12 protein-coding genes are annotated in these 16,664 nt (G+C 41.3%); 7 read left to right on the plus strand and 5 right to left on the minus strand.

What is annotated here, in order from left to right; genetic code table 11:
* Positions 1-87 precede the first annotated feature (87 nt).
* Both J4856_RS12470 and J4856_RS13370 read right to left on the minus strand, forming a co-directional pair.
* Positions 88-1,986 carry a 2-oxoacid:acceptor oxidoreductase subunit alpha gene (locus J4856_RS12470; RefSeq protein WP_065367665.1) on the minus strand — a complete coding sequence of 633 codons (1,899 nt, stop codon included), beginning with the start codon at positions 1,984-1,986 and terminating at the stop codon, positions 88-90.
* Positions 1,987-2,108: 122 nt separating this feature from the next.
* Positions 2,109-2,237 carry a hypothetical protein gene (locus J4856_RS13370; protein ID WP_262502734.1) on the minus strand — a complete coding sequence of 43 codons (129 nt, stop codon included), beginning with the start codon at positions 2,235-2,237 and terminating at the stop codon, positions 2,109-2,111.
* Between the two features lie 1,250 nt (positions 2,238-3,487).
* Between J4856_RS13370 and J4856_RS12475 the strand changes: the two genes are divergently transcribed.
* The 5 genes from J4856_RS12475 to J4856_RS12495 all read left to right on the plus strand — a co-directional run bounded on the left by J4856_RS12475 (position 3,488) and on the right by J4856_RS12495 (position 8,137).
* Positions 3,488-4,105 carry a hypothetical protein gene (locus J4856_RS12475; RefSeq protein ID WP_025837384.1) on the plus strand — a complete coding sequence of 206 codons (618 nt, stop codon included), beginning with the start codon at positions 3,488-3,490 and terminating at the stop codon, positions 4,103-4,105.
* A complete protein-coding gene (gene dinD, locus J4856_RS12480; protein WP_025837386.1) occupies positions 4,092-4,967 on the plus strand; it encodes a DNA damage-inducible protein D in 876 nt (291 codons plus the stop codon). Before J4856_RS12475 ends, dinD begins: the two co-directional genes overlap by 14 nt.
* Before the next feature lie 156 nt (positions 4,968-5,123).
* Complete coding sequence (locus J4856_RS12485) at positions 5,124-6,344, plus strand: site-specific integrase (RefSeq protein WP_065367664.1); 1,221 nt, start codon at positions 5,124-5,126, stop codon at positions 6,342-6,344.
* 4 nt (positions 6,345-6,348) lie between these two features.
* Positions 6,349-7,617, plus strand: coding sequence for a site-specific integrase (locus tag J4856_RS12490; RefSeq protein WP_025837388.1), 1,269 nt, complete (start codon positions 6,349-6,351; stop codon positions 7,615-7,617).
* Between the two features lie 52 nt (positions 7,618-7,669).
* Positions 7,670-8,137 carry a DUF1896 domain-containing protein gene (locus J4856_RS12495; RefSeq protein WP_025837390.1) on the plus strand — a complete coding sequence of 156 codons (468 nt, stop codon included), beginning with the start codon at positions 7,670-7,672 and terminating at the stop codon, positions 8,135-8,137.
* 95 nt (positions 8,138-8,232) lie between these two features.
* Here the strand turns inward: J4856_RS12495 and J4856_RS12500 are convergent, their stop codons facing one another.
* Complete coding sequence (locus J4856_RS12500; protein WP_083130752.1) at positions 8,233-8,472, minus strand: hypothetical protein; 240 nt, start codon at positions 8,470-8,472, stop codon at positions 8,233-8,235.
* Positions 8,473-8,917: 445 nt separating this feature from the next.
* On the opposite strand from J4856_RS12500, the gene J4856_RS12505 reads away from it, so the two are divergent.
* On the plus strand, positions 8,918-9,187 hold the full coding sequence (locus tag J4856_RS12505; protein WP_025837394.1) for a helix-turn-helix domain-containing protein: 270 nt from the start codon (positions 8,918-8,920) through the stop codon (positions 9,185-9,187).
* A 3-nt stretch (positions 9,188-9,190) separates the two neighbouring features.
* Positions 9,191-9,550, plus strand: a complete 360-nt coding sequence (locus J4856_RS12510; protein ID WP_025837396.1) for a helix-turn-helix domain-containing protein — start codon at positions 9,191-9,193, stop codon at positions 9,548-9,550.
* A 427-nt stretch (positions 9,551-9,977) separates the two neighbouring features.
* On the opposite strand, the gene J4856_RS12515 is transcribed toward J4856_RS12510, so the two are convergent.
* Positions 9,978-10,601: a tetratricopeptide repeat protein gene (locus J4856_RS12515; protein WP_025837398.1), complete on the minus strand. Its 624-nt coding sequence runs from the start codon at positions 10,599-10,601 to the stop codon at positions 9,978-9,980.
* Between the two features lie 17 nt (positions 10,602-10,618).
* The gene (locus J4856_RS12520; protein WP_234967215.1) at positions 10,619-16,663 is read right to left on the minus strand and encodes an FG-GAP-like repeat-containing protein; all 6,045 of its coding nucleotides are present in this window, start codon (positions 16,661-16,663) and stop codon (positions 10,619-10,621) included.
* Between the last annotated feature and the right edge of the window lies 1 nt (position 16,664).

A 16,664-nucleotide genomic window follows, 5' to 3' on the forward strand; every position in this document is an offset into this window, starting at 1 on the left:
TAATTCACAATTCATAATTATGATTACTTCTATTGGCGGAGTCTATCGTTACAAACAACTTATTCACTTGTAAACTCGTCAACTCTCCTACTCGAGTATCTTCGTATAGAAAGTACCTGTTTCTTCCTTTGGTAATGGAGCTTTAAGGAGCTTTTCAAAGGTTGTGACCAACTCAGTGACAACGAATGGTTGTCCCTTTACTTGGTTATACTGATAAGGAGCAAAATGGTTGATACGAATACGGAGGAGGGCTGCAAGCTGTCCAAGGTTTTGTTCAGCAACAACAACCTTCTTATAGCGACTAAGCACCTCTGCGGTGTTCTTTGGCAATGGGTTTATATACTTAAACTGTGCCAATGCAACCTTATGTCCCTTCCTGCGCAATTCTTCCATTGTAGAATAGAGGTGACCATACGTACTACCAAAGCCAACAATGAGCAAGTCGGCATCCTTCTCATCACCCAAAACCTTCAAATCAGGTACAGAGATACGAGCGACCTTTTCCCAACGGATATGATCCATCTTGTCATGGTTCTCTGGATCGGTAGAGATAGCACCTGTCTCGCCGTCCTTCTCCAAACCACCAAGGATGTGTGAATAACCTTCCGTACCAGGAATAGCCCAGTAACGTGCCAATGTCTCAGGGTCACGTTTGTATGGAGTATATTTATACTTCTGGTCTTCTGTAACGAAGTGAGGATGAATTTCTGGTAACTCTTCTATATTAGGAAGTTTCCAAGCAGATGAGCCGTTAGCAATGAATGCATCAGTAAGGAGCACCACTGGTGTCATGTGTTCCAACGCAATTTTACAAGCGTTGTAAGCAGCATCGAAGCAATCAGTAGGACTTGTAGCTGCAATAACTGGCATTGGGCTCTCACCATTACGACCATAAAGCACTTGCAAAAGGTCAGTCTGCTCGCTCTTAGTAGGCATACCCGTTGATGGACCACCACGCTGTACGTCAATAATAACCAATGGAAGCTCGTCGATAAGTGCAAGGTTCATTGCCTCACTCTTCAGACAGATACCCGGACCAGAGGTTGAAGTAGCCGCCAAGGCACCTGCAAAGGCGGCACCAATAGCCGATGCACAACCCGCAATTTCGTCTTCACACTGTACTGTTGTCACACCCATTGACTTATGCTTAGCCAACTCGTGTAAGATATCCGTTGCAGGAGTGATTGGATAAGAACCCAAGAAAAGACGTAATCCAGCACGTTCAGCAGCCGCCATCAATCCGTAAGCTGTAGCCTTATTACCTGTAATATCCATGTAACGTCCAGGTTCCTTCACTTTTGACTCAATACGATAGGTATTTGGAACAGAAGCATGTACATTATGACCATAATCATAGCCTGCACGTACCACCTTAATATTTGCTTCAGCAATGGCAGGTTTCTTCTTGAACTTTGTTTCAAGATAGTTATTCACCAATTCCAAATCACGATTAAAGAGCCAGCAAACAAGACCTAAGGCAAACATATTACGGCACTTCAGCATGGATTTATTGTCCATACCAGTATCAGCCAGACAATCTTTCACCATCTTTGTTATCGGACAAGCTACTACGCGATCAGGGTCAATACCCATCTCACCTAAATAGTCATCACTGCGGAATTCAGCCTTCTGAAGGTCACGCTGCCCGAAAGAATCGGTGTCAATAATGATTGTACTGTTAGGCTTGCAATGTTTGTACTGCATCTTTAATGCTGCAGCATTCATTGCCACGAGAACGTCACAGAGGTCACCAGGGGTGTAAACCTTAGCTGCACCGATATGAACCTGGAAACCACTAACACCAGTCAAGGAGCCTTGCGGGGCACGGATGTCTGCTGGATAGTCTGGGAACGTAGACACACCATTGCCGACAGAAGCCGAAACAGTGGTGAAAATGTTACCAGCAAGCTGCATTCCATCACCTGAGTCACCAGAAAAGTGTACTACAACACTGTCGAGTTCTTTCACTTCGATTTGTTCTTCCATAGATTATTTCTTGTTTATGTTAGTAAATCGTTTCTGTATTACTAATTGACCACATCAGTGATCGGTTTAACTTATAAGCGTCTAACCCATTAAAACATTGCATTCCTTAAGGTAAAACACGCTCATTGATTCTCTCTACATTGTCCTGCAAAGACTATTTCGTTGCCATTGATGCTTACTTGACATTTCGTCATCGTAGCACTAAGACTAATAGAGACATGTTGCTTCTGATTGATGGGTATCCATTTCATATACATGATTTGCATTAGATTCATCTCTAAAGACAAGTGCCTATTATGAGCCGAATGTCTCCTCATCAGACGTAAATTTTTCTACACTCTTTGCCGTACTGGCAAGTTATGTTAAAGAAACTGCAGAGAACAATGTCGTTGCGAGTACTGCAAACATTCTCTTGTAGTTCTTTTTTCGTAACATAAATTCATTAAGATTCATCTGAAGAGGTATTATTGGAGAAGTTTAGAATTATCCTATATAACAGATGTTTACAGAAAGATTCTGACAAATCAGCGGTTTTTCTTCTCCCCCATTGCTTCTCGATTTTGCCTTTCTTAGATTATCTTTTGTTTACGTTAGCGTATTCTGGGGACAAAAGTGCGAAATATTATTGAGATAACAAAATGTTTTGAGAAGAAAAAATATATTTTTATATCTTACGAGTAAAAAGCATCAGCAAAACAACACTGCAAATACTCTACAAGAGAAAAATATCTATAAAATTGATGGGTATTATGTAGATAATATTTATCAACTATCTATACCTTTCATTAAAACACATCATTCAACACCTAAATAACCACAAATTTACATCACCAGCACCCAACATTCAACTCTCACAATCCTCCATCACCAAATTATTTTCATGAAAAGAAATATTTTTCTTCATGAAAATAAATATTTCTTTTCACGTAAATAAATTCTTTTTTTCATGAAAATAATTCGGAAAAGACGACTTAATCCCTCAAAAAAGCAAATATAAAGACTCCTTTTTAACTCTCTTAACACGTTTTATTGATGGCTAATAAAAACCAAATAATTTCCTTCTTTAGATAATAAATGGTAGTTCTTCATAGTATCCTTCTTTAGTAGAGATTAGAAAATTATCAAACTCTCTTATCAGAAAGTTTGTATCCTATGCTGGCTTCATCATGGATTTTTGTATCTTTGCAGCATTACTAACCCTTTAATTCTAATCAATATGACAAAGTACGTAATTCAAGTGAAGAAGGACCCGCTGAAGAAATAAGAAGCGAAGGCTTATCCGCAGACCTCACCAACCACACCTATAAATCTGACTTCAATGATTTAAAAACAAATATTTAAAATCGTTGCTAATCAGTATTTAGCAAAGAGCAGGAATTGTCTTACAAGATAATTTCAAGAGGATGCACAGCAAGGTGGTTTTTACTACATTTTTAATATAGTAGAAATTAGTGTAAATAAGTTAGTAAATAGAGATTAACATTAAATTATAAGATAAAAAATGGACTGGATAAAAATAACTAATATCTATCGGAAGGAAAAAGAAAATATAATCAATGTAATAGCTATTCTATCATTAATAGGAATAGGAATAGAGATTTTCTTAATGGGACAATTAGGATTAGGACCAGTAGAAGCAACTTTAATAGTGGGAGTAATTACAACTTTTGCAAGCACTATAAATATGTCCGCAACTATAAAACAATCAAGTAAAAATACTTTTATCAATATTATAACAATTGCCCGAAAGGAATATATGACAGAACTCCGTAAAGCTGTTGAAGAGTTTTGTGTAACTGCTGAAAGAAACGATAATGATAAGTTGAAAGAATTGTCGTATAAATTAAAATTGTTGATGAATCCTGCTGATAAGGATAATGAGCTTTGGGATAGGAAAGCTATTGAAATGATTGATAAAATAGTCCAAGCAGAGAATAAAGCAGAAGAGATTGATAGGTTCATAACACTAATGCAATCATGGCTTACTCTTGAATGGCATGGGATGAGATATGAAGCTGAAAAAGGAATAATGAGCAAAGAAGATAAGAAAACTTTGCTGAAAACAGAATATGATAACTATGTAAAATGGATTGAAGAAAAAGACAATGGACAAGAATAGTATATTACAATATAAATTATCGTTCGACAGCATTGTCAGATACATTGAGAGCGACGATAGCAAAGAACAGATAGAAGTTTGGTTTGCCCGCGAACTACAAACAATATTAGGCTATGCGCGATGGGAGAATTTTCTTGTTGCCATACGACGAGCAGTAGATTCGTGTAAGACACAAGGAATCAATGTTGATGATCATTTTCGTGAGGTCACGAAAATGATAGAAATAGGCAAAGGAGCAAAACGAGAAGTATCCGACTTTATGCTTACTCGCTATGCCTGCTATCTTATCGCCCAAAACGGTGACCCAAAGAAAGAAGAAATTGCCTTTGCCCAAAGCTACTTTGCCGTACAAACACGAAAAGCTGAATTAATAGAAGAGCGACTGAATCTGCTATCTCGTTTAGAAACCCGTGATAAACTGAGAATGGCTGAAAAGCAATTATCGCAGAACATATATCAGCGAGGAGTTGATGACAAAGGCTTCGGCCGCATACGTTCTAAGGGTGACACGGCACTTTTTGGAGGACACACCACTGAAGATATGAAGAAACGATTGGGAGTGAAATCTAATAGACCGCTGGCAGACTTTCTACCCACCCTTACCATAGCTGCCAAGAACCTTGCCACAGAGATGACCAACTACAACGTAGAAAACAAAGACCTGCACGGAGAACTACCTATTACGAGCGAACACATACAGAACAATTATAGTGTGCGTAATCAGTCATTAAGAATTAAGGGAAACAGAGGGAAACGCAAGGAATGTAACTATTTGGAATATCATCATTTAGCATTTCTCTGCTATTATAAGGGTAAGCGAAAACGAGCATCAAACGGCAGGAGTTCCGTTACCAAATCGTAACCCATCAAGGAAAAAGCAAAAAGGGGTTACGAATTGAAGCTAAACAACTGTTTCATAGGTTTTTATTCCTCATCTTTCATTTTTTTGCATCGCTCAGGAATACTTGTTCATCTGTACCTTTGCAAGCAAAGGAAATTTAGAAAAAACGACAGAAAAATGAAAGAAAACAAACTCAAAGTATCGTTCTTCGTTCAGGCGAAACGAACCGACAAGAAAGGACTTGTGCCTGTCATCGGGCGAATCTCCGTTGGCAGAACCCATTCGGGCTTCTCCACCAAGTGCAAGACTCCGCTCACTCTTTGGGACAGCCGTAAGCAACGGCTCATCGGTAAGAGCAGCATGGCTGTGTCCGTCAATCAGAAACTCGGTGAATGCACCGCACTCATCCACGCACGCTTTCATGAACTCTGTGAAAGAGAAGAATCTTTTACCGCCACAGACGTGAGGGATGCCTATCAGGGGCAAATCCACCGTCAGGCCTTGCTCTTGGAGAGTTTTGGGGAGTATCTCACACAGACAAAGGAACGTGTCGGTATCGACCGAGCCTTAAAGACATTCAAACTCCGTACCTACCAACTCTCCCTGCTTCGTGAGTATGTGCAGAAGAAGCACAGGGTAAGCGACGTTCCCCTTTCACAGTTGGACAAAGCCTTTATCGAGGGCTTCGAGTATTATCTCACTATTGACCGCAAACTGAAACGCAGCAGCATATCGAGTACCGTGTCTACTTTGCAGACCATCGTCCGCATGGCGGTGAAGAAAGGTGTGCTGGACTTCTATCCGTTCTTGGGCTACAGTTACGAGCGACCAAAAGGCGAACCGAGAAGCATTACGCAGGAAGAACTTGAGCACATCATCGACTTGGAGATTAAATGGGAGAACTACCGCATTGTCCGTGATTTGTTCGTCTTCTCCTGCTTTTCAGGACTGGCTATCTCTGACGTGCGCAATCTCAGAGAGGAAAACATCGTCCTTGAAGAGGGTGAACTCTGCATCAAGGGCAGGCGAATGAAAACCAAGACCCCATATCGTGTACAAGTACTTCCTCCTGCTTGGGCGATAATAGAGCGGTACAGGGGAAAGCGTGCAGACTTTGTCTTTGACGTGCCGACCACCGACATTGTCCTCAATGGCATGCACTACATACAACAAAACATTGGCATGGAAAGCCCGCTAACCTTTCATATGGCTCGCCATACCTTTGCGTCGCTTATCACGCTCTCGGCAGGTGTACCTATCGAAACGGTGAGCCGTATGCTCGGACACACCAACCTGAGAACAACACAGGTATATGCAGCGGTTTCCTCCGAAAGAATCCATCGGGATATGCAAGCGATACAGCAGCGAATACAAGATACATTCACCTTAAAACTTTGACATTATGGCACGAAGTACATTCAAGACACTCTTTTATATTAATCGCTCCAAAGAGAAAAAGAACGGCAGCTGCCCGATTATGGGACGCATCACCATAGACGGTGAGCAGGTGCAATACAGCACGGGCAAGGAAATCGCTCCCGAACTTTGGGACAGTCGTAAGGGACGATGCAAGGGAACAGGCGAAGAGATAAAGGAAATTAACCGCTATTTGCAAACCAAAGAGGAACAAGCCAAAGCGAAGTATCAAGAATTAGTCTGGCAACGTGGCTATATTACTGCTGAGTTGCTGAAGCGTGAACTCATGGAAGAAGACAAGCCCAAAGGTTTTCTTATGGAGGAAGCGCGACTTTTCATAGAGGAAAAGCGTCCTTGCGTAGGAATAACGGTAGCCAAGCCGACCTTTGCCAACTACATCTATGCCACACAACTCATTGAGGCTTATTTGCGTGAACGCTTGGGGCTGGAGGATATTCGCTACTCATCGCTTGACTATGGTTTTATCGAAGGGATGGACTTCTACCTTAAATCAGAGCGCAACCTTTCTCTTGCCACTATTCAGGTAGCGGTCATCTTCCTTAGAAAACTCATCGGCATCGGTCAGCAGAAGAAGTATATCCGCATCGATCCGTTTGCAGACTACAAAGCAGAACTTCCACACCGCACAAGGCGTTATCTCACTACAGAGGAGCTGCAACGAGTATTACAAACGCCCATCATTGACAGGCAATTTGAGCGAGCAAGGCAACTATTCCTTTTCTGTGCCTTCACCGGTTTGGCTCGTGTGGACATGCAACGGCTCAAACCGAAGCATATCATCTATAATGCAGACGGCACAGAGGAAATCCGCATCAAAAGGCAGAAAACAGACGTGGAAGCCATCATTCCACTCCTGCCCATTGCCAAGCAAATCCTTTCGCTTTATATCAAGGATAAGAAAGCGGACGACTTGATATTCCCCAATCTCACAATAAGGAAAGCATCCTTTGCATGTGTGAACATCGGGCAGATATGCCAGATAGATAAGGGCTTGACCTTTCACATGGCTCGCCACACATTCTCAACCACGATATGCCTATCCAACGGCATATCAATGGAAACGCTCAGCAAAATGCTCGGACACAGCAATATCGGCACGACACAAATCTACGGAAAGATAACCGACCACAAGATACAGGAGGATATGACTGCACTCACTGACAGGGAGCATTCTGTATTTGAGGGTTATTGTGAGTCGATAGCACGGCAGAACGTTCCATTGCAACAAGCATAAAAAGGAAGTAATTACCAAACATTTATTATTCACGATTGAAAACCAAACGATTATGAAAGAGAACAACAAACAGGAACTTTCCTACTTTCGGTTGAAATTAAGAAGTTATATGAGTGAGCATCACCCCGAAAAATTGCACGACACGGAGTTTATCACCACACGAGCAGACATGGCTCTCACTACTTACTGCGATGCTGTGGCACAAGGTTTTTCGCACCTCGAAGCGGAGAGCATAGCAAGTGAGGTATTGTATCAAGGTTTGCACTTTTCCAAGTACGACACGCTTGTTTCTGTCTTGGAGAACGAGTTTGAGAGGGAACTGCCTGCACCACTCCCTGAGAAGCTTGCACCCATATTGTTGTCGAACAAGGCTGTTCAAGCCACATTCGACAAGTTCGGTTTGACGGACACATTTGCTTCTGACGAGCAATACGGCCGTCTTTACACCGAACTCACAGGCACGATAGTGCTGCTTACCAAGAGCAATCATTTGCCAATAATCGGTCAGACGGAGGGGTAAGCCCAAAGGCGTTGTAAGCAAAGGCGCACGCAAAGTCCCTGATGCCGTTTCTTATCGTGCAAAGGTACAACGGCAGCCAATCTGCCCTGACAAGGTCAAGTCCTGCGGATGGAGAGAAGAATCTCCACCGCAGGATTTTTCTTTTTCAAGGCGGTACTACAATTCTCAATATCCGTGCGGTCGTATTCATCTCTCCCAACCTTGCAGGGCAGGGCTGCCGTAGAGAGATAGGCACGACAAGAATACGGCATACTCAGGCTCTTTGGACGCAAAAGCGAATTATAGAAACAATAGTTAGAACTAACGATTGTCTTGACAATCTTATTATATGACAAGCCTTTTTTTGTACAACTTATTGTCTGTACAATTTGTTGTCATAACAATTTGTTGTCATAACAATTTGTTGTCATAACAATTTGTTGTCATAACAATTTATTGTCATAACAATTTATTGTCAAGACTATCTGTTGTCAAGACAAACTATCGTCAAAACAAACTATTGATAGTTCGACATCTCGATTTGTCGAACTATCGAACTGTCGATAGACCAACAAATATGCAATAAAAGGAAAGAGCCGGCACCTCATCTCATTACCGCAATAACGCTGAGGAATTTTCTCGTGGTCTTTTCTCTTGTTTTCCTAACATTTCCCTGCTTTTCCTCATTCCTTGCAGCGATGCTTTTGAGGACTTACTTTTGCATCCGATAAGTACGGCAACAGACTGCATAACAGTTTGTTTGCCGAGCAACAACAAAGTAATCAAAACAAAATTAAGGCAATGAAACTTATTATCATCGACCGCAAAGCGTGGGAGCGACACCACTCCGACTTTGCAGACTTTGTCCATCGTATCGAACAACTCATCGGCAATCCGCCCGAAAAGGACGAATGGCTTGACAACGAAGCCGTGTGCAAGCATTTGGGCATCAGCAAGCGTACCCTGCAATCATACAGAGATACGGGAAAAATCCCTTTTTCAATGATTGGACACAAGTGTTATTACAAGGAGAGCGACATCACGGAGTTACTGAATGCAAACAATGAATGAATTATGTCGGAGAATGAAATCATTACGCAGGAAGACCCTCAGATGCAGATGTTTGCACAACTGATGGAGGGCATCTTAAAGAAACTGGAGCGTTATTGTGCTACCGCCCGTCCGATGCTGGGCGGAGAGGTTTACCTCACTGGTGAGGAGGTATGCAGCCAATTACGGCTCAGCACACGCACGCTCCAAGAGTACAGAAATGCAGGAATACTTCCTTTCTACAAAATCGGAGGGAAGATACTTTACAAACAGAGCGACATACAGACTATGCTTGAAAGGTATTATAATCCAATACCGCAAACAGGTAAGTTACGAGTTAAGTTAAGAAATCAGTCGCGACTTAAGTCAAATGGTCAGTTATGACTTTGGTCAAAAATATGTCAGCTCATAAAGTCAGTAAGTCAAGAAATTAGTCTAAACTTATCTCTTGACTTACTTTTTGAACTTTGAACTCTCGCCTATCAAAAGCACCCCAGAAAGGTTACTTTATGGAACATAACAAACTTTCTCTTTCTTTATACTGGCAAGGTGTGTCTTTGTACCACAAATTGCCATTTGTCCCACAAAGACCCTTGCCCCGAAAGGGGATTAAATCACTCCAAAGTCATGATTAGAGATATAAAGAACATTTTAGCAGGTTAAGAAAGGCAGGTCAACTTTTGCCACAGAGGTTTACCTTACAGCAGGAATATGCAAAACCTCTAAAAGGCATCATACACTTAGAACATCACTATTTTGTGTTTGCTAGCACAATAATTGAATACTAAGTTAGCTTTCCAACATACCATTTCTATCTCAAGATCTTAATATTCATCAGTTTTAATTCTTCATCATTCATGCGAACCCATTCATTCCAGTCTCCGTCTAATGATTTTAGCAATGGGCTTGGATGTGCCCTTAATAGTTTTGACAAATAAATCTTTGCATTCTTCTCTCCATCACGCAGATAAATTGCTTTAATCTTATTAATAGCCATATCCTCGTTGTACTCATCATTCAAAGAACTGTCACAAACAGCAATTGTCTTTTCAATGTAATAAGTAGCTGAGTCTTTATTATGTTCTCTTAAGTATTTTTCAGACAGAAAGATAAGCCGTAACGGATTGTTTTCTTGAAGGGTCAAAACTGCATGCTCAGCATTAGCCATAGCCTCATCCATGCGCCCCAATGAAAAGAAGATTATGGAACGATAATGATAATATTGTCTCTTATCGATATTCGAAGTATCAGCACTAAGTAAATAGTTCGAAAGTTCCAATGCTCTTTTAAACATTATTGTGTCGTTACGCACATAACCCATAAAGAACACATTGTCTAAACTGTCACGAAGTTCTTTGAGATCTTCTTTATTCTGTCCTTTGGCGCATCCAATAATCAATACGAGGCCAATACAAATATACAATATCTTTCTCATAGAAACTTATTAGTTAGTTATTTTATTCTGAAATTATGATTATATCTTGCAGGTATAAGTAAACCTATAATAGTCGGTCTTGTAAGTGACCCACATCCCCCAGGTGTGCTATAATTCCAACCTCCAGATACGTTTAAATTTATTGGGAGTGCATTTCTATAGCTAACATTATCAATATGTACATCACCTGTAAAATTTGTTCCAGAAGGAACAACATATGTTCCGGTTGTTTTTTTAAAAGAGTATTCCGACTTCTTACTTCCTACTTTAAATTCTACTTCGAACGCACCTTCAACATCTATATCGGAAATATTAGAGTATGATGTTAGCATAACATGTGCATCGAGAATCTTGGCCTGTACATGATCATTTATATAAACATAAGTGTCAACTGTCATCAATGCATTTCCAGCTCCGACTTTTTCATCAAAAGGAAAAGTGACAAGAATTTTACCTCTATGATGCATTTTTGTTTTTCTTAAATGCATATAATCGTTAAAAAGAAATGAAAAGGCTCCTGTAACAGCTCCATTTGCAAATTTACCTCCACCTATTTCATCTATTGTTCCACTAACGATAGAAGCAGATATGATTTTTAATGCTTTTGTCATATCTGTAGCTTTGTTAATGCCATATCCGCCTGCTCCCGATACAGCCCCCATCATAAAACCATGGAACATATTACCTCCTTGTACTCCTTCTAACCAACCCTGAGAAAATGTATGTTTAAATAGTTGTTCCCATATAGTTCCACCACCTGAGGCAAAATTTAAGAAACCGCTTGCACCACCAACTACGGCTCCGATAAAGGTGCTTTTTGCTATTTGTCCAATATTAGCCCCGTTAAGTAGGGCACCCGTCAATGCGCCAGCAGCACCTCCTACTGCACCAGCAATGATAGCAGCTCCTAGGGTAGTGCCAGACCCAAGTGTTACGACAGAGACTGCTATACCAACTATAGACGCAGTAATTGTTTTCCAGTTTTTGCTAAACCAGCTATATCCGGATGGATCTATCAGGGAAAGAGGGTTGTTTATACAATACGCATAGCGGTTCAGGCTTTGTGTAAAGTCTGGGCTCTGTATAAACGGGTCAGCAGAAATAAAACGTCCCACGACAGGGTCATACATTCTACCGTCCATATTGACCAGTTCAAACAGGTCAATATGTTCATGCCCGCCGAAGCCATGATCATTATAAGCATTGCTTGATGCCACCACATCAAATACTACCCATGTCTCCGGGTTACGCCTTAATCCCCATGCATCATAGCTTAGTTCCTGATACAGCTTGCCGAGTTCATCAGAATAAACCTGAATGGAGCCTAAGTGGTCATGATGTAGGTATTTTACATCTTCAATGTCATTAGCATCCTGTGAGAGTATTGCCACAGCCTTTCCAAATACAAAGATATAGTTTGTGCCACTTATCTTGCCATTTTCAACCGTCTGCTCAAACAGATTATCCACATAATATTTCCGCACTCCCTGAATGTCTACCAATACTCTCGATTTGTCTGGACCGTATTCTATCAGCATTGTTTTATCGCCTGATACAATCTTGGCTACTTTGTCGAAAGAGTTATAGCTGATTTCATCCCAAGTCGCAATGGAACGCTTGCAATCCGTAATGGAAGACAACTTGTTGGAACCGTCTGTATAGATATATGTTCCGACATCAGACTTGCTAGTTATATTGCCAGCGTTGTCATAAGTCATGGACTGCGTCACCTGACCGTTCTTACGAACATTTGTCAGACGATACAAACCATCATACGAGAAGGATTCCGATAGATTTCTCTTTAAATCACGACGTGTGACAAGATTGCCCACGGCATCAAAACTGTATGTCCAATTTTGAATTCCGGGTGTCAATATGCTGGAGATGGTACCTTTTTGGGGATCATGAGCTGTTGTTGTGATGAGACCGTTTCCGAATTCTTCCTTCTCTATCTGTCCCCTTGCATCCAAGTCATGGAGCTTCCAATAGAGTTTCTGGTTGTCGGCATTTGAAACTGATATCTGTATTCCGCAGGCATCATACCCATTCTTAACTTTCAGTCCTTTGGGATATTTTATGGTCTCAACCTGATTTGCCAAGTTGTATGTATACGACGTCTCATACGCCCTGTCATCTATGACAGTATTTTTCTTGATAACCCGTCCGTAATTATCATAAGTATATGTCTCTGAATACTGTATGGAACCCACAGAAACGACTTCGTCAACAGCACCCTTCCATCCTTTGTCATATGTAGTTGAAATCGTTACCTCCGGTCGGACTTCCTGTATGATACGTCCACCAGTGTCATATTCAAATCGGGTCTCCCCGTGACCGTCTTGATGGGCAATGAGCTCTCCAAACGCATTGTATGTGTCCTGGGAATGCCCTAAATCCGGATCATCCAAGCTTATTCGGTTTCCTGCTATGTCATAGGAACAGTGAATGGTCGTCCTTGGTCCCTTAGTTTCTATGCACTTTCCATCCGCATCATATTTGTAAGTAATGCCTGTACCAGCATTGTCAATACTGGAAGCCAGCAAGCCGTTAAGATTGCTAATTTTTGTACTGATGCTTCCAAGTGGGTCCGTTGCCGTAGTCTTAAGTCCACTATATGCGAAGATGTGGCGGCTTCCATCAGGGGCAGTTTGCGCAGTAGTCCTGCCCACAGCATCGTATTCATTCTTGCTCCAATACTGTTGTCCGCCGACATAATATGGCTCAGAAGTCCTTTCGACAAGCCCCTTCTTATCATAAGTCCGGTCTATGTAGACCTTCTTTCCGTTAACCGACTCCGTAACTTTTCTCAACAGACGTCCTAAACAGTCGTAGAACTCGATGGAAGAAGGCTCTCCTGTAGTCTTGTTCCACTCAAAATACAATGCGTTCGCTGGTGCATCAGACATTCCGGCACTCCACCCCGTAGTTTTCAATGTTTTTGAGATAGGGGTAGATGCTGTAACAAGATTACCAAATTTATCGTAAGTGTAATTAGTAACAATGCCGTTCTTATCCGTTGAAGCGGTAACAAGTCCCTCCACCTCGTTGTATTTCAATGTTTCAATAAATCCTAAACAGTTGGTAGAGGATACGATATATCTGCCCTTGGCATCATAGCGGGTTTGGGTAATCCTTTCTGATGAGTTGTCAAAAGGAGAAACAGTACTTTTAACGATATTTCCAAAGCCATCGTGGACGTATGTTTTTCTATAACCCAATTCGGTATTTCCCGGGGCAAACACTTCTGTGGTCAACAAGCCGGAATTTGGATCATATTCGAATGAGGACTTCCGAGTTGTTGTACCACTCTCATTGGATTTGGAAACAGTACATTCCGTTAGTCTGCCCAAAAGCCATTTGTCAGTATTATTGATGAAAGTGCCGGTGGTGGTTGTCTCAATGCTTCCATCCTTAACAATGGTCTTTGTGGTATTCCCCCAAGTGTCATACTCATAGTCTGTCTTTACATCCTTGATTAGTTCACCGGTGTTAAACTCGTAGTTCTTCTGATGAACCGTCATCGGCATATAGGTATAGATGCTAGAATTATAGGACGACGAAGCATAGTTTGATTTAAGTGTATATGTATGGTAGCTCTCCTCAATCACCTTGCCATTGACAGTGGTCCGGCTATGCTTGGGCGCAATCACATATTTTTCGGTGTTCACCGAATATTCCGTAGTGTTCAATGTATTGGTGGTCTCGTCTTTCACATAGCATTTTTCAAAGCCAAGCAAGCCACGCCCGTTTTTGTGGAATAACGCATTTTCATATCTGTATGATGTCACATTAGTCCCGCCAATTCCATCAGGTGTTGAAACAGACGCCACTACAGGCCATGACAAACCTATGGAGACAAGAGGATATGAATTTGTCCTGCCTCTGGTAAATACACTTTCATCTGTCAGATATTTATAATCAATATTGGTGGAATTGCCCAAACCGTCTTTGATACCCGTCAAAAGACTATGTTTGTCAGATGGCATCAAATAAACCTGATAACCATCCCAGTTGCTTTTATTCCAATTAGAGGTACAAACGAAATCGGCTTTGCCGTCACCGTTGAAATCGCCAACATAGAAATGCCACTTGTCCGTAGCATATACATTACCACCTTTTACCTGTTTATAAAAATTGCCTCTCCCGTCACTAAGGTAGGCCTGCGGTTGCGTCATATTACTTCCAGAAGATGTCTTGTCGATGGCCTGGAAGTCATCGAATCCATCACCGTTTAGATCCGCAATATACAGTTGCTTTGAACGTGCATCAAAGGGTTTTTCATAATACTCTGTGGTAAACTTGCCATCCCCTTTTGAATAATTGATGCACCAAGTACTCCATCCTCCTCTATTGGGATTTTTTGTCCACCCAGTAAGCAGCATGTCAGTCTTTCCATCTCCATTGAAATCTCCAAGTTCCAGATAATGGTTCTTATTAGGCCATGACGATTTATCCTCCTTAGTCATGGTTCCCGCACCATCGCAATACATGATACAGTTGCCGTTGTCATTAAGATTCATCACATCTGTCAGCCCATCTCCATTGAAATCGCCATATTCAACCCTGTCCCACTTTTCGGAACAATATCTAACCGCCGTATAATCTAAAGGTGTTAACCCATTTGCCCCCTCCTTTGAGCGGATTAGTTTACACTCCTTGGAATTCGAAAGCCATGCGAACAAGTCAGCAGCTCCATCGCCATTCAATTCTACGGTTTGGATTGTATAATCTCTTGCAAGCGAGATGAAACATTTCGAGAAAGCAAGACTTATCTTTCCGTTGTTGTCCACCGATGTTGTGTATAAGTCGCAGTTATGCCATTTGCCGGAATGGCATCGTTTTGCAACAACATCGGCATAACCGTCACCGTTAAAGTCCCCACAGACAACCTGCTCAAGTTTATCGTCATTCCAGTTCCATGTCCCACTTGCGACCTGTTCAAAGTAAGTGCTATGACTTATAAAAAGTTTCCAGCCTTTCCAACCTGCTCTGTCATTCTCTGGAGTTGCTATGAAATCTGCCAATCCATCGCCATTGAAATCACCTACAGTCAAAGTCGCCTTGTGAATAAGTTTTGTCTGGGAGTAATTGTAATTCTGTACCTTAAAATCGCTAAGATTGGTCCACGTCAGTTGTGTCGGATTCTTATGTTCTCCTCCAGACGCGGTCTCTGTTACTTCTGAAAGTTGATATTTGCGTTTTTCGACTTGATAATTAAACTGAAAGTTACGCACGACTTGGTCTCCCATGAACAGTGCTATAGAAAAAAGAAGTTGGCTCCTTTTAACTCTCGCGCCATTGACATAAGTAACCGGTGAATAAGGATTGCTCATGTAACTAAAACGGATTGAGGCATAAGGAGACAATCCTACCGTGGCATTTCCCGTATAGTCAATTCGTGAAGGATAGAAATCATTGGTACTAGCCTCACCACCATATGTGACGGTGAAATAGTTACCTTTTGTGTCAGATACTTTTGACACAAGCCAAAACAGGGTTGAGTCTGTTTCTGCCTTACCTAATGCTTTTGATACGGTTACATAATCATATATCAATCCGGACTTGGTATATACCGTGAAAGATGTAGGGTTGGTACTTTTTCCATTTGCCAAGATTTTTGCGAAAGAATTGTTTTCTGTTCTATATTCTGTTTCCGTACCATAAGAATAGTTATATTTTATTAATCTCTGACCGTCCAATGCAAAATGATCATGACTAGTAAAATCTATTGCTGTGGCCATCCCATCATGAAACCTGTCTGATGGAATTCGGCTTATAATGGATAGTCCCATAAGGTCAAAGCCATATCCAGCCAAACCATTTTTCGTGGAACTGTTGTAACATACTGATAAATTCGGCTTCATACCACCTGTTCCGGGAAGAGCTGGTATCGGGATTTCGTATGACAGTTGTCCTGTAGGAGAAACATTTATCTCATCATTGATTTTGCCGAAAACTCCATTTCCGACTCCTCCGTGTTCTTTATCAGTATAAAGACGTTCCTGTGCAAGACTGCTTATCGTTATCAATAAATATATCAAAAGAAGTAAATGTTTTTTCATA

Source organism: Prevotella scopos JCM 17725, assembly GCF_018127785.1.
Classification (GTDB): domain Bacteria; phylum Bacteroidota; class Bacteroidia; order Bacteroidales; family Bacteroidaceae; genus Prevotella; species Prevotella scopos.